At 49.9% G+C, this 13,978-nt stretch carries 16 protein-coding genes; all 16 read right to left on the bottom strand.

The genetic code is table 11. The features are described 5' to 3' along the window. Nucleotides 1–123: 123 nt before the first annotated feature. Nucleotides 124–498, bottom strand: coding sequence for a chorismate mutase (aroH, locus tag MKX98_RS11755; RefSeq protein WP_194541938.1), 375 nt, complete (start codon nt 496–498; stop codon nt 124–126). A 3-nt stretch (nt 499–501) separates the two neighbouring features. Beyond that, nucleotides 502–1,596 carry a 3-dehydroquinate synthase gene (gene aroB, locus MKX98_RS11750; RefSeq protein WP_194541937.1) on the bottom strand — a complete coding sequence of 365 codons (1,095 nt, stop codon included), beginning with the start codon at nt 1,594–1,596 and terminating at the stop codon, nt 502–504. Between the two features lies 1 nt (nt 1,597). Beyond that, a complete protein-coding gene (aroC, locus tag MKX98_RS11745) occupies nt 1,598–2,767 on the bottom strand; it encodes a chorismate synthase (protein ID WP_194541936.1) in 1,170 nt (389 codons plus the stop codon). Nucleotides 2,768–2,935: 168 nt separating this feature from the next. Beyond that, entirely contained in the window at nt 2,936–3,739 is an 804-nt protein-coding gene (locus tag MKX98_RS11740; protein ID WP_071218407.1) for a protein-glutamate O-methyltransferase CheR, read from the bottom strand. Between the two features lie 40 nt (nt 3,740–3,779). Next, nucleotides 3,780–4,223 (bottom strand): nucleoside-diphosphate kinase, encoded by a 444-nt coding sequence (gene ndk / locus MKX98_RS11735; protein WP_098743022.1) that lies wholly within the window; start codon nt 4,221–4,223, stop codon nt 3,780–3,782. A 111-nt stretch (nt 4,224–4,334) separates the two neighbouring features. Continuing rightward, on the bottom strand, nt 4,335–5,309 hold the full coding sequence (locus MKX98_RS11730) for a polyprenyl synthetase family protein (RefSeq protein ID WP_339223081.1): 975 nt from the start codon (nt 5,307–5,309) through the stop codon (nt 4,335–4,337). A gap of 190 nt (nt 5,310–5,499) precedes the next feature. Beyond that, a complete protein-coding gene (locus MKX98_RS11725; protein ID WP_194541933.1) occupies nt 5,500–6,102 on the bottom strand; it encodes a flavin prenyltransferase UbiX in 603 nt (200 codons plus the stop codon). Then, nucleotides 6,102–6,974: a UbiA-like polyprenyltransferase gene (locus MKX98_RS11720; protein ID WP_194541932.1), complete on the bottom strand. Its 873-nt coding sequence runs from the start codon at nt 6,972–6,974 to the stop codon at nt 6,102–6,104. The genes MKX98_RS11725 and MKX98_RS11720 overlap by 1 nt, the downstream gene beginning before the upstream one ends. Next, entirely contained in the window at nt 6,967–7,698 is a 732-nt protein-coding gene (locus MKX98_RS11715; protein WP_339223078.1) for a demethylmenaquinone methyltransferase, read from the bottom strand. The genes MKX98_RS11720 and MKX98_RS11715 overlap by 8 nt, the downstream gene beginning before the upstream one ends. 36 nt (nt 7,699–7,734) lie before the next feature. Continuing rightward, a complete protein-coding gene (locus MKX98_RS11710; RefSeq protein ID WP_216530968.1) occupies nt 7,735–8,595 on the bottom strand; it encodes a heptaprenyl diphosphate synthase component 1 in 861 nt (286 codons plus the stop codon). Nucleotides 8,596–8,707: 112 nt separating this feature from the next. Continuing rightward, nucleotides 8,708–9,250, bottom strand: a complete 543-nt coding sequence (locus tag MKX98_RS11705) for a hypothetical protein (protein ID WP_220685883.1) — start codon at nt 9,248–9,250, stop codon at nt 8,708–8,710. 112 nt (nt 9,251–9,362) lie between these two features. Then, entirely contained in the window at nt 9,363–10,325 is a 963-nt protein-coding gene (locus MKX98_RS11700) for a 1,4-dihydroxy-2-naphthoate polyprenyltransferase (RefSeq protein WP_194541928.1), read from the bottom strand. A gap of 128 nt (nt 10,326–10,453) precedes the next feature. After that, entirely contained in the window at nt 10,454–11,026 is a 573-nt protein-coding gene (locus MKX98_RS11695; protein WP_194541927.1) for a DoxX family membrane protein, read from the bottom strand. Nucleotides 11,027–11,201: 175 nt separating this feature from the next. Further along, a complete protein-coding gene (gene mtrB / locus MKX98_RS11690) occupies nt 11,202–11,426 on the bottom strand; it encodes a trp RNA-binding attenuation protein MtrB (protein ID WP_071223937.1) in 225 nt (74 codons plus the stop codon). 84 nt (nt 11,427–11,510) lie between these two features. Then, on the bottom strand, nt 11,511–11,783 hold the full coding sequence (locus MKX98_RS11685; protein WP_006209463.1) for an HU family DNA-binding protein: 273 nt from the start codon (nt 11,781–11,783) through the stop codon (nt 11,511–11,513). A 259-nt stretch (nt 11,784–12,042) separates the two neighbouring features. Beyond that, nucleotides 12,043–13,521 carry a stage IV sporulation protein A gene (gene spoIVA, locus MKX98_RS11680; RefSeq protein WP_071223935.1) on the bottom strand — a complete coding sequence of 493 codons (1,479 nt, stop codon included), beginning with the start codon at nt 13,519–13,521 and terminating at the stop codon, nt 12,043–12,045. Nucleotides 13,522–13,978: the final 457 nt, after the last annotated feature.

Raw genomic sequence — 13,978 nt, 5'->3', positions numbered from 1 at the left:
GTTATTGCCTAAAATGCCTCAGCTCTTCTCAACTCAACTCATCTGTAAAACCTAACTCTACTCAGCTATTCTGATATCACTATACAGGATGAAGCCCTGTTACTGCAACCCTAAATTTCTACATCAGGCGTTGGAGCCTGATAAATCCGGTCGCAGCCGCTTGGCTTCATTCAAATACACATGCTTAATCTCGCTCTGGCTTTTATCCGTATTGACCTGAATCATAAACCGGATGCAGCGCGGCAGACTGCCTTGAACCGGTATTTCAACCGAACACATCAATGGGACCAGATCCCAGCCTTCCAGCTGGCGTATCGCTTTGGCCGGAAACGTCGCGTCCAGATCCTGTGTCATCGTAATCCATATATTGCTGATATACTCCGGCTGAAGCTCGTTGCGTCTCACCATCTCTTCAAGGAGCCTCAGCGTTTCCTGTACAATCTCCTGCTCATCGTTGCGGGTGACGGTTGTCGCCCCCCGGATTCCCCGATTCATCATGAACTATCCCTCTCCCTTCAACTGTTCAACCACGGATCGAACAGCTTCTACCGGTACATCCTTAACGATGCTGACGGAGCCGATGGATTCCGGTACGATAAATACCATATTTCCCTCGGCAAACTTTTTATCATGCTGCATAGCGTCCATAATTCGCTCAACCGAGACGTCACCCGGCAAGGTTACCGGCAGATTCACCGCCTGGAGCATGCTCACCGTCTCATTGTGCAGATCCGCCGGTCTGCCAAGCTTTTCGGCAAGGCGGGCCGAGCCTGCCATGCCGATGGCAATCGCCTCGCCGTGCAAGAAGCGTCCGTAGCCGCCAACGGCTTCAATGGCATGACCGATGGTATGCCCGAGATTAAGGATGGCACGCAAACCGCCTTCCCGCTCATCCTGGGATACGACGTTCGCCTTGATCGCGCAGCCGCGCTCCAGGCCATATATCAACGTATCAGGATCCAGGCTTAGCAGCTTTTGCCCATTCTCCCGGCACCAATAGGCAAAATCACGGTCCAGGATCAAACCATGCTTCACCATCTCTGCAAGACCAGAAGACACCTCGCGCGGAGGCAATGACATCAACGTGTTCACATCGTAAACCACCATAACGGGTTGATGGAACGCGCCGATCATATTTTTGGCTAACGGATGGTTGACCGCCACTTTGCCGCCAACGCTGCTGTCATGGGCCAGGATGGTGGTCGGGATCTGAACAAACGTCACGCCGCGCATATACGTTGCCGCGACGAATCCGGCCAAATCACCAACAACGCCTCCACCCAGCGCAAATACTGCCGAGCTGCGATCCAGCTTGCCGTTGATTGCTGTAGTCATTACCTCTTCATAGACCTGAAGCGATTTGGAGGATTCACCGGAAGGGACAATATGGGAAATAACCGTGTATCCTTCCGATTTTAACTGCTCCTCCACTTGAGACAAATAATGAGGCGCTACTTTATCATCCGTTACAATCAAATGCGGGCTCTTGCGTGTAATTCCATGCTTCGCGCTCAGCTCACCGATGGTATCCAAAATGCCGGCTCCGATATAAATCGGATAGGAACGCTCTCCCAGCTCTACCTGAAGTGTTCTCATATTAGTAGTTCTCCAGCTGCTTCAGGTAGTTCTGGTAATTCGCATGAATTTCTTCCATCGAATCACCGCCAAACTTCTCAAGGAAAGCCTTCGCTACTTCCCATGTCACAACATGCTCCATGACAACGCTGGCGGCCGGAACCGCACAGGCATCCGAGCGTTCAACCTGAGCCGTGAAAGCTTCCTTTGTATCGATATCCACGCTTTGGAGCGGCTTGTACAGCGTCGGAATCGGCTTCATGACGCCGCGAACGACGATCGGCATGCCGTTGGTCATCCCGCCTTCAAATCCGCCCAGGCGATTGGTTGCACGGTGGTATCCGCGCTCTTCGCTGTACATAATCTCGTCATGTACCTGGGAACCGGGCAATTGGCCCGCTTCAAATCCGATTCCGACCTCAACGCCCTTAAAGGCATTAATCGACATCACGCCCTGTGCGATGCGGCCATCCAGCTTGCGGTCATATTGGACATGGCTGCCCAATCCGACCGGCACGCCTTCGATGATGCATTCCACGATGCCGCCGATGGAGTCGCCTTCTTTTTTGATCTGGTCTATGTAGGCTTCCATTTTCTTCTCGGTCTCTTCGTCCACCACGCGAACCGAGGAGGCTTCCGTACGCTCGATCAGCTCATCGATCGAAAGATTGTGCGGGGGAGCTTCGATCTCGCCAATCCGGATGACCTGGCCTGCCACTTTAACGCCGAATTGTGCCAGGAATTGTCTCGCGATAGCACCTACCGCTACGCGAACTGTGGTTTCACGGGCACTGGAGCGTTCCAGCACGTTACGCAGATCCTTCAAATTGTATTTCAAACCGCCGTTTAAGTCGGCATGTCCCGGTCTTGGACGGTGTACCCGTCTTTTCACCTCGTCGTTGCCCTCAATCGGCTCCACGTTCATAATGTTCTGCCAATGCTTCCAGTCATTATTCTGCACGACCAACGCGATGGGCGCACCGGTTGTATAGCCGTGACGCACACCTCCTAGGATTTGCGCGGTATCCTTCTCGATCTGCATGCGGCGTCCCCGGCCGTATCCCTTCTGTCTCCGATGAAGCTGAAAGTTCAATGCTTCGAAATCAAGCTCCAAATTACTTGGAAGTCCTTCGATTATAGTTGTCAGCTGAGGACCGTGCGTTTCCCCGGCAGTTAAAAAGCGTAAGCTCATGATGCTTTTCCCCCTTTAAACTTTTAAGCGTTAAACCGCTAAACTCCGTAAATATCTTCTGCTCATTATAGTATAGGTCTAACGCTTTGACAAGAATGCCTCAAGACAAGCAAAAGCGCCTCTCATCCTTCGGATTGAAAAGCGCTTATGCGTTATGATTAGCTGTCTCTATTGAATTTTACGGTAGAAAAAGGTCTCGTTGCTCTCCAGGCCATATTGTCCCGGATTAAAGATCTGTTCCGTGCTGCCCACAAACAAGAATCCGCCTGGCTTTAGGCTTGAGGCAAACTTCTGGTACAGCTTGTGCTTGGCGCCTTCCGTGAAATAAATCATCACGTTTCGGCAAACAATCAGATCATATCCCGTCTCGAAGCGGTCCGTCAGCAGATTCTGCTTATGAAAGGTTACTTCCTTCTTCAAATGCTCACTGAAGCGATACACCGAACCTTCTTCCTTAAAATAGCGGGCGGCTACATCCGGAGGCACATCCTTCAATGACCTCTCGACATATAGGCCCTCCTTCGCTTTATGTAATGCGCCGTCATCAATATCTGTCGCCGCGATGCGCGCACGGCTCAGCATCTTCTGTTCGGACAGTATCATAGCAAGCGTGTAAGGCTCCTCACCCGTGGAGCAGGCGGCGCTCCATATTTTCAATACCCCGGGATTCTGCTGGGATATCTCCGGCAATATTTTGTCACGGAGAACCTCCCACCGGTTGGGATTGCGCCAAAACTCCGAGACGTTAATTGTCATCCGGTCTAAAAACTCATGAAATAATGGCTTGTCCTTCATCATTGCGTCGTAGAAGGCCGAAAAGGTTTCAAAGCCCTTCTTCAAACGCAGTGTTGTCAGCCTTCGCTTCATCTGCGCCTCTTTATAATCTGCGAGATTGATCCCCGTGCTTCGTTCGATGCTGCGAACAAAGCCGATATAATCCGGATCATCCAGCACAGGTTCATGTTCCGTCATCGTATCATCCTGTTTAATCAGATTATTCCGCTTCCTTAGCTTACAGCCAAGGGGACAGCGTTTTGTTATATTCAACCAATTCCTTCTCTTCAAAGAAATTGGCAATTTCGCGTTGCGCGCTCTCCGGTGAATCCGATCCATGAATCAGATTGTGCGGCGTATGAGCTGAAAAATCCCCTCGGATCGTCCCGGGCAGCGCATCCTTCACATTCGTTTTGCCAATCACTTGGCGGGACAAAGCAATGATGTCGTCCCCTTCCCAAACCATCGCAAACACCGGTCCGGACGTTATAAACCCAACCAGGTTTTCAAAAAAATCCTTGCCTTCATGTTCCGCATAATGGCGCTTGGCCTGCTCGTCTGAAATCTGCAGGAACTTGCCTGCAACCAGCTTGAATCCTTTATCCTCCAAACGGCCGACGATTCGGCCGATCAGCCCACGTTGTACACCATCCGGTTTAATCATTAAAAAAGTACGTTCCATTGGCCTCATCACGCTTCCCCTCATTCTAGGATATTGAACAATCATTCCATGCTCAGGTGATGTTACATGTTTGTACCCGTATTTTAACAGAAAGCAACCTCATGGTTAAGGCTAATATGACCGCTTTGTAATAAAATTTGCGATATCTCTAAGCTGTTTTTTGGTCTTGATGTCAGGCAATGTATCCAATGCGGCCAATGCTTTACGGATATACCGATCAGCGAGCGCCTCAGATCTCGCTATACCATCGCTTGAGGTTACAAGCTTCACGGCGTCAGTCACATCACACTGGCCATTCAGTGCATGAATCCGATCCAGCTCTTGCAGCAGCGACTCCCTCCGTGTGCTATCTTCGAGAGCAAATATAACGGGCAGCGTAATATTCCCCTGCCTCATATCGCTCCCCGGCGGTTTGCCAATCTGCTTCTCCGTCCCGCACAGATCCAGAAGATCATCCTGAATCTGAAAGGCCATGCCGACGTTATATCCGAATCGATACAGGCTGTTTGCGACCTTGCGGTCCGCATCCGCAGCCAGTGCTCCGAGCTGGCAGCTGACGGCAATCAAGAGCGACGTTTTGCGGCGAATACGCAGAAGGTACCTTCTGACGTCCTGATCGGTATTAAAGAAATCACGAATCTGCTCCATTTCCCCGATGGACATCTCGACCATGGCCTTGGCGAGAATTTGATGAATCTCTGGCTGCTTCAGTTGGGTCGTCAACTCCAGCGCCTTGCCGTATATATAGTCGCCGGTATACATGGCAATCCGGTTGTCCCACTTCGCCTTTACCGTTGGCTTACCTCGCCGCGTGTCCGCATCATCGATCACGTCATCATGAACGAGCGATGCACTGTGAATCATCTCGAGCGGGACGGCCACATGCTTCAGCTTGTCAATGTCATAGTCGCCGAACTTACCGCCCATCAGCACAAAAACAGGACGGAGTCGCTTACCTCCTGCTCTAAGCAGATGCAAGGAAGTCTCGGTTAGCTCGGGGCTGTCGCCTTCGACGCTGAGATAGAGTTCCTTCTCAATAACGTCCATATCTTTTTTTAAGGTTCCGAATATGTCAAATCGTTTCATCTTTTCACCCGTATGCTTAGATTCTCATTCCATCACTCCGGCACTACCTTGCGATCTTAGCAGGCCTAGCTCACCTACGAACTTGAAATATAAGCGTAACCCTTCTTTGTTGTCGTTCGTCCAAATCGTAGCACAGGTTCGTTAAGTCGTCATAACAACAGCGCTAGCTCCTTGGATGCGGCCCGGCCTGCTATTCTCCCCATCTCGTATACAATTGATGATCAATGCGCAAGCTGTCCAATACCTTGCCGACCAGAAAATTCACGATATCATCAATGGTCTTCGGTCCGTAATAGAACGCGGGCATCGCGGGAATGATTTTGACGCCAAGTTTGGCCAGCGCCAGCATGTTCTCCAGGTGAATCGCATGCAGAGGCGTTTCTCTCGGGACAAGCACCAGAGGACGGCCTTCTTTCATCATCACATCCGCGGCGCGTCCCATCAGATTGTCGGAAGAGCCGTGAGCGACCGAGGATAATGTCCCCATAGAGCATGGCATGATGATCATGCCTTCCACAAGGTAAGATCCACTGGCTATCGTTGCCCCGATGTCTGAGATCGGATGGTAGATGACACTCCCCTCATATCCGCCGAATTTCTCGGCCAGCACTTCTTCGCGGTTGCCTGCCTGAAAGCCCATTTCCTCCTTCAGAACACGCCATCCCGCATTGGAAATGATCAACTGCACATCATAGCCCAGCGAGAGCAGGCTCTCCGTAAGGCGAACTCCGTATATGCTGCCGCTGGCTCCCGTTATCCCGACAACCCAGCTTTTTCTGCGCAAGGATTTCATCAGATATACCGCACCACCAAATCAATCAGAGTGAATACAAACAGAATGATGCTCAGTGTACTGTTCATCGTAAAAAAGGCGGTTTGCAGACGGCTCATATCGTTTGGCGACAAGATGTAATGCTGATAGAACAAAATTCCGCAGGCGATGACCATGCCGATCAGATACCACCAGCCAACCGGTGTGACAAAGAAAAGAATGATAAAGCCGATAGCCGTTACTACGTGAAAACCGCGTGCGAACCACAACGCTTTATGCAAACCGAACCGGGAAGGAATCGAGTACAGCTTTTCTTTTGCATCAAACTTCTCATCCTGGCACGCGTAAACAATATCAAATCCCGCCGTCCAGAACGCAAGCGCGATATAGAATACAATGGCCTTCCAGTCGATTTGACCGGTTACCGCAACCCATCCGCCAAGCGGAGCAAGCGCCGTTGTAAGCCCGAGCACCAGATGGCAAAGCCAAGTAAACCGTTTGGTATATGAATAAATAATAAGCATAAAAATAGCGATAGGCAGCAAACGGAATGCAAACGGATCCAGCATGTAAGTGGCCCAGAAAAACACCGCGAAAGACAGAATAATGAATAAGATAACTTCCAGCGGTTTTAGCAGGCCTGCCGGAATGGCGCGACTTGCGGTGCGGGGGTTCTTGGCATCGATATGCTGATCCGTGAGCCGATTCAATCCGAACGCAGCGCTGCGTGCACCGAACATGGCAAGAAAGATCCATCCGATATCTCCCCAGGATGGTAGCTGGTCAAACACGACGGCCGATCCTAGAATCGCCCCCATAAAAGCGAAAGGCAGAGCAAACAGTGTATGCTCCACTTTAATCATTTCAAGATAAGTTCCTATTTTCTTAAACATCCAGATTCTCCTTGATCCCAATATGTAAGGCTGCTATGCCACCAGTCAAGGGATAGGCCTGAACCTGTTGAAGTCCGGTCTGACGGAAAGCTTCGGCAAGCTCCTCTCGTCCTGGGAACAACGCCAGCGATTCCGGCAGCCACTTATACTGCTCGTAACGCTTAGCTACCAGTTTCCCCATCCGAGGCAGCACTTGTTGAAAGTAGAAATAATAAATGCCTTTGAACGGCTGCCAAGTCGGCTTGGACAGTTCCAAACATACAACCATCCCGCCAGGCTTAACCACGCGTTTCATCTCATGCAGAACCTGCATGTAATCCGGTACATTGCGAAGACCGAAACCGATCGTCGCGTAGTCGAACTGATTGTCTTCGAACGGCAGGCTCATGGCGTTTCCCTGAACCAGCTCCACCTGTTGGTCCAGCCCATGTTTGGCAACCTTGCCCCGGCCGACATTCAGCATCCCCTCACTGAAATCGAGTCCAACTATGTGTCCGGATTCACTTGCCTGTGCCATACTAATCGTCCAGTCGCAAGTACCGCAGCATAGATCAATGGCCGTATCGCCATTGCGCATGTTCATCTTCTTCATCGTAAACTTGCGCCAAGCTTTATGTCTTCGAAAGCTGAGAATATCATTCATCATATCATATTTTCCCGAAATGCTTTCAAAGACGGAATGGACGTATTGCTCTTTTGGATTTTTGCCGTCATGCTTACTCATGTCTAACTTGGTTGTTTGATTATCCACAGCATCCCCCTACCCTTCACTTACGACGGACCGGTACGTGCTTAGCCGTTTCAGGAACGGGTCCAGCATACCGGCGTACGGGCTCTCTCCTACACGGTTTGCCAGCAGCAGCTGTACGGCATTTACGGACTCGCGCAGCTTGTCCAGCAGTTTCTCCGAAACCTTGTGCTTCAGGATCAGCTTCCTCCAGTCCTTCATATCCGTTTTCTTGCCAACCAGCATCTTCCGTTCCTCGTCGCTCCCTGACTCGATCAGATGCCAGTACACGTAACCACATCTGCCGACTTCAGGCGTCGCACAGCGTTCCATCTCCTGCACAAGCGTCTCACATTCCGTAATTTCCTTGAGCAGCTTCTCCCATGTTTCTTGTACGGACACTTCAAGCAGCGGAGTAAAAGAAAGAAACAGCTGCATATTCAGCTGTACCGTTAGCCGTAGATATTCTTCAGAAGGCAGCAGCGTTTTTTTCATTTTGCCGTATAATCTCATCTTCATCACGTTAACATCGCTGACAGCCTTGCTAAGAAGCGAGATGACAGCAATTTCGCCCTTTAAGGCAAGGAGTTGATAAAAACGGCTGCTGAAATAATCCCCTGCAAGCACTTTTAACTGCCGGGATCGCATCATCGCCTCTCCTTGATTGCCCTCCGTAACGTCGATGCTCTCATGCGTATCGAGTCCCACCTGAACCAGTGAGGTAACCAGTGCGTACAATTCTTCATGTCCGGCAAGATTTCGTCCCGAATCCTTTAAAAATATGTATAGCAAATGAACACGGGCATCCGGAAAATTCGGAAGTTCCGTGTGGTTCTGAATCATATCATAATTTAAATATTTCTCTGCCAGTTCTGGTACGCGATACGATTTCATTCTCAGCCTCCGTGCACTTGATGTTCTTTTGTCCAATTGAGCCCACAATCCAATCTATTATAACACATGTTCAAGGCACGTACATGCCCTGTCATCTACTATTTTACCCCTTTCAAGGCCTGCTGAACTGCTTTAGCCAAAGATTCGTAAATGTCAGGTTAAGAGGGGCCGCAACGGATGGCGGAACATCGCCGTTCTCAAGCTGGGTTAGAGCTTCTGCATTGCGCAAGTCCCAGGCATCCTTGCTCATGTTCGAAGCCAGCAGCAGATACCGCTTCCCTCCCCAGCGATCGATGGCTACCACCCTTAGATACAACTGCTGCACATTATCCGTTCCTTCGAAGGTAAATGACATAATGCTGGCGATATCCTCATATACCTCGGCGGCCGTTTCCGGGGGGTCGCTTAATTTGATATCCAGCGTCAGGGCGCCTTCATCATAATCTGCCCGGCTTATTTTCAGATGAAGAGGAAGATTCATTAGGGAGTCCACGAGTTTGGCATCGCTTAACTCCCGACTGTGATAGGGAATCGCCGCCGCCACAGCGCCGACCTTATAACGGGCTTGCGATTGAAGCCCCATTAACATTGCGAGCATGATAAATGCTATCGCCGCGGGCAGGAGTACGGCTCGTACGGATTGCCAGTGCTTCATGTCCTAAACCTCCTCTATTCCTAGTTTCTTCTGCTCCTCATGAGTCCATACCTCATTGTATAAAGAAAAAAAGCAGGCTATGCCTGCTTCAGGTAAAACGAGCCGATTCGGTTTAGAATAACGATCGAGATGTCCATGCCACGGCTACTCCCAGCGCAGCGATCCTCGCCAGATTCATGAGGACGAAATTTTGCACCGCGATCACAAATGTCTTCTCTTTGGAAGGATGGGCGGTGAACAGTGCGCTTTTTTTATAAACCGGGACAAGGGTGACGAACACCAGAAGAATTAACACGGGATGCACCTTCATCAGGAGAAGAGCCACCAGATCCAGATAAGCAAGGCAGTACAGAATTCGGAACAGCTTTAGAGATGGCCTGAATCCTATATATACGGGCAGCGTATACCGCTTGTTCTCCATATCCTCATCCATGTCGCAGATGTTGTTGGCCAGCATGATGTTGGCAATCCCCAGAATGGCCGGCAGTGATACCACCAGCAGCAGCAGTACCTCGGGAAGGTTCACCTGAAGGGACAGAACGCCGCCCTGGAGATCCAGAACCGCCAGATGGCCACCCTCGGCATGGATCCATGCCGAAATAAATAGGATGACAAATCCCATAAACAATCCGGAGAACAGCTCGCCTAGCGGCATCCGCGAGATCGGAATCGGTCCGAACGAATATAATATCCCTACGGCAAAAGACAATCCCCCCAGCAGCAGGATTAACCAGCCCGTAGATAAGAACAGCGCAATCCCTGCACCAACGGCTGTCAATAGCAGTACGATGATGACGGAGACGACCGCAGGCTCCTTGAGGTTATAACGTACAATGGCATTGTGCTGCTCGTAACCGAACCCGTTCTTTTTAATCGCTTTTTTATAGTCGTAATAGTTATTGATGGCCGTCGTTGCCATATCAAACGACAGCAATGATGCCAGCATCAGGGCAAAATGATACCCATCGAACTGCTGAAAACGAAACAACGCATACAAAGTGCCGAACAGGAACGGAATCATGCTGGCTACCTTTGTCTGTATTTCCACCAGTTTAAAAAAAGCCCGGATTCCCATGACCATCATCCTTTATCCAATTGATCTGATTTCAGATTAAAGGATTTCATGGCCGTGGTCTGTTGGAATTGTACTTGACAAACGAGTTTACAAATGTGACGAATGTTACTTTTGGAGCAAGATCACATTTATTCCGGGATGTTCTGATCCTTCCGCCTGCGGCTCCAAGGCGTACCCAGCAGCGGCAGCGCCCAGCGGTCCAGACCATACCAGCCCGCCACTTTCCAGGCCATTACGAGCCAGGTAGCCAGGATAAACAATAATGGATTGGAGCTTACCGTGCCCGCGAATAAAAAGCTGGCATTCATTAATCCGCCGAAAAACGCGGCAATCCCCGTCAGCAGACCCAATATCAGCCCGAGTCCGACCAATACCTCACCGAAGGCCACCATATACGAAAACAGCTTGGCGTTAGGGAGCACAAATCCTTCGAGAAAAGAAGCATACCATCCCGTGACGTCCTTCCCCTCTTCCGCCTTAGCCAGCGCTCCCCCGACAAATCCCTGAATGGCCGCTCCGGCTTCGCTTCCCGTCCAGGCTTCAGCCGTCAGCTTTTTCAATCCCGACGTTAACCAGGCGTATCCGAGATACAGCCTCACAAGCAGCCATATCCACGCCGAGCGCGTACTGCTGAACAAAAACATGGATACCGGATTTTCAGGGACCACGATATACTGTCCGTCTCTGTATTGTTTAGCCATGATTTCTTCAAACATCCTTTCGTATTTTTATTCATTTCCGCTAGTATATACAACGTTCTCGTATCCAACAAGGATACCTTTAACAATTCGTTAACACACAATTCATCCATAGAAACATCAAACATAAAAAAGCCCCACCAATTTGGTGGGGCTTTGCCATAGATATTAATCCTATTCAGATGCCGGATTCAATTTTCCCGTGCTTGGTCATGACCTCTGCTTTGCCGCGTATTTTCACCGCAGACGTATGATCCGTGAACTGGGCGATAATGACCTCGCCTTTGTCCAGCTTCTCGGTATGATGAAACCGGGTGTCCTGACCGCGGGTAAGGCCGATCACCTGCACGCCATGGTCCAGCGCTTTGACGATAAAATAATCCCCGTTTTGAACGTTTTCCATTTTTCAGACCTCCTCACCGTAAGCTAAAAGAAAAGGCCGTGAACGAATTCACGACCTGTGCTCTTAGGTAATATGTAGAAATCTTTATTTGATTCCGTCTTTGAGCGCTTTACCAGGTTTAAATGCAGGAATTTTGCTCGCAGGGATTTCGATTTCTTCACCTGTTTGCGGGTTGCGGCCTTTGCGTGCGGAACGCTCGCGAACCTCGAAGTTGCCAAAGCCGACCAGCTGTACCTTATCTCCACTTTGCAATGCTTCGGAGATTGCATCGAAAACGGCATCAACCGCTTTAGTTGCATCCTTCTTGGAAAGCTCAGTAGATTCAGCTACTTGTGTAATCAGATCCGATTTATTCATTCTTTCACCTCCCTAACAAGGAATGTGCTCCACTTGCTATTCACTGTTTCCGTTTTACCGCAAATTATACGTGCAATCGGGTATTTTACCCCTATCTCGCGTTTAGAATGCATGACGCGGAACAAATTTATAGTAATACAGCCATCTCATAATTTCAAGCGTTTTGCTTTGCCAGACCAAAGAAAACACGAAAAACAGCCGCTAATCGGGACTTTAGACCCGTTAGCGACTGCGTATTCAACACCTTACCTGCACTCACTTAAAGAATAATCGCGATCAAACCGCCGGAACCTTCGTTGATGATGCGACCCAAAGTTTCTTGCAATTTATATCTTGCATTGTCAGGCATCATCGCGATTTTGCCTTGAATTCCTTCACGAACGATCGAGTGCAGCGAGCGTCCGAAGATGTCGGATTCCCAAATTTTGATCGGATCGTTCTCGAAATCCTGCATCAGATAGCGCACAAGCTCTTCGCTCTGCTTCTCTGTGCCGATAATCGGCGAGAACTCGGATTCCACGTCGACTCTAATCATATGGATGGAAGGCGCGGTCGCTTTCAATCTTACCCCGAAGCGAGTGCCTTGACGGATAAGCTCAGGCTCATCCAGCGCCATCTCAGCCAGGGAAGGAGCAGCAATACCGTAACCTGTCGTTTTAACCATTTCAAGCGCTTCAGCGAAGCGGTCGTATTCCCGTTTGGCATGGGAGAACTCCTGCATCAGCTGCAGCAAATGATCTTTACCGCGAATCTCGACACCCACAACCTCCATCAAGATCCGGTCATACAGTTCGTCAGGTGCAAAGAGATCAATCTCGGCAACGCCCTGACCCATATTCATGCCGCTAAGGCCGGCATGGTTGATGAAGTCATACTCCATGAACTGGCTGACCACCCGATCCACGTCACGCAGACGGCGGATATCTTTCACGGTATCTCTGACCGAGTTCTCATAGTTGCTGCGCAGCCAGTGGTTCTCGTTAAGCACCATAACCCAGCTAGGAAGATTAACGTTCACTTCATGCACTGGGAACTCATATAATACTTCACGAAGAACGCCGGTTACATCATCTTCGGTCATCGTGGCTGCACTCAGTGTCATCACCGGAATGTCGTATTTCTCTGCCAGCTCATTGCGCAGCTGAAGCGCTTCTTCGCTGCGTGGACGCGTCGAGTTAATGACCACCACGAATGGCTTGCCGACTTCCTTCAGTTCCTCGATGACGCGCTCCTCAGCCTCAACATAAGAGCTGCGCGGAATTTCCGCAATGCTTCCGTCTGTGGTGACAACGACGCCAAGCGTGGAGTGTTCCTGAATGACTTTGCGGGTTCCGATTTCTGCCGCCTCCTGAAACGGAATCGGCTCTTCGAACCATGGCGTCGAGATCATTCTCGGACCATTCTCATCTTCATAGCCCTTAGCGCCTTCAACGGCGTAGCCTACACAATCCACCAGTCTGACGTTGACCTCAAGACCTTCCGTAACTTTGATCTGTACCGCGTTGTTCGGCACGAATTTCGGCTCGGTTGTCATGATTGTTTTCCCAGCAGCACTTTGAGGCAGCTCATCGACAGCTCTTACTCGATCCGCCTCGTTCGTAATGTTCGGGAGAACAACCGTCTCCATAAACCGCTTGATGAAGGTTGATTTTCCCGTACGGACGGCACCGACAACACCTAAGTAAATGTCCCCTCCGGTCCGTTCGGCAATGTCCTTAAAAATGTCCACTTTTTCCAAAAGAGATCCCCTCCTCAAATTACTCCGAAGGAAAAATGCTTTAAGAGCATCCGCTTCGTGTTCCACTCATAGCCAAAGCCATTGCAACAGATGAGCAGCCTTTACAATGTCGCCAGCATCCCGCCGCCGGTATTCCATGAGTTTTGATGGAAACGGCAAAGCGGCGTAACTCGTACATGCATTTGGACTAGTAACATCATATGTACCGGGTTCAAAAATATGACGGTTGCCCCTTAAAGTCCGTCCAGTTTTTTTTAAGATATCGAATAGGCCTATACCAACTAGACACCGCCATCGAATACCGTAAAGAAAAACTACCGCTGGGGCGCGGGTTTGTCTTCATGCTGCGCGCCTTCAGACGTTTTCGTATGCCTCATGATGTGGGCAACCGGCTCTTGCCCGCACTACTCTTTCAGATTATGAATATGCGCGCACTTTAATAGATATTCCAAAGAGA

The sequence above is a fragment of the Paenibacillus sp. FSL W7-1332 genome (assembly GCF_037969785.1).
Taxonomy (GTDB): Bacteria; Bacillota; Bacilli; order Paenibacillales; family Paenibacillaceae; genus Paenibacillus_AQ.
The sequence above is the reverse complement of the archived record's forward strand: the minus strand, read 5'-3'. Positions and strand labels throughout refer to the sequence as shown.

What these genes read in the sequence shown, in the direction of transcription:
- aroH (WP_194541938.1), bottom strand. Translation starts at nt 498, where the DNA reads ATGATGAATCGGGGAATCCGGGGGGCGACAACCGTCACCCGCAACGAT.
- aroB (WP_194541937.1), bottom strand. Translation starts at nt 1,596, where the DNA reads ATGAGAACACTTCAGGTAGAGCTGGGAGAGCGTTCCTATCCGATTTAT.
- aroC (WP_194541936.1), bottom strand. Translation starts at nt 2,767, where the DNA reads ATGAGCTTACGCTTTTTAACTGCCGGGGAAACGCACGGTCCTCAGCTG.
- MKX98_RS11740 (WP_071218407.1), bottom strand. Translation starts at nt 3,739, where the DNA reads ATGACGGAACATGAACCTGTGCTGGATGATCCGGATTATATCGGCTTT.
- ndk (WP_098743022.1), bottom strand. Translation starts at nt 4,223, where the DNA reads ATGGAACGTACTTTTTTAATGATTAAACCGGATGGTGTACAACGTGGG.
- MKX98_RS11730 (WP_339223081.1), bottom strand. Translation starts at nt 5,309, where the DNA reads ATGAAACGATTTGACATATTCGGAACCTTAAAAAAAGATATGGACGTT.
- MKX98_RS11725 (WP_194541933.1), bottom strand. Translation starts at nt 6,102, where the DNA reads ATGAAATCCTTGCGCAGAAAAAGCTGGGTTGTCGGGATAACGGGAGCC.
- MKX98_RS11720 (WP_194541932.1), bottom strand. Translation starts at nt 6,974, where the DNA reads ATGTTTAAGAAAATAGGAACTTATCTTGAAATGATTAAAGTGGAGCAT.
- MKX98_RS11715 (WP_339223078.1), bottom strand. Translation starts at nt 7,698, where the DNA reads ATGAGTAAGCATGACGGCAAAAATCCAAAAGAGCAATACGTCCATTCC.
- MKX98_RS11710 (WP_216530968.1), bottom strand. Translation starts at nt 8,595, where the DNA reads ATGAAATCGTATCGCGTACCAGAACTGGCAGAGAAATATTTAAATTAT.
- MKX98_RS11705 (WP_220685883.1), bottom strand. Translation starts at nt 9,250, where the DNA reads ATGAAGCACTGGCAATCCGTACGAGCCGTACTCCTGCCCGCGGCGATA.
- MKX98_RS11700 (WP_194541928.1), bottom strand. Translation starts at nt 10,325, where the DNA reads ATGGGAATCCGGGCTTTTTTTAAACTGGTGGAAATACAGACAAAGGTA.
- MKX98_RS11695 (WP_194541927.1), bottom strand. Translation starts at nt 11,026, where the DNA reads ATGGCTAAACAATACAGAGACGGACAGTATATCGTGGTCCCTGAAAAT.
- mtrB (WP_071223937.1), bottom strand. Translation starts at nt 11,426, where the DNA reads ATGGAAAACGTTCAAAACGGGGATTATTTTATCGTCAAAGCGCTGGAC.
- MKX98_RS11685 (WP_006209463.1), bottom strand. Translation starts at nt 11,783, where the DNA reads ATGAATAAATCGGATCTGATTACACAAGTAGCTGAATCTACTGAGCTT.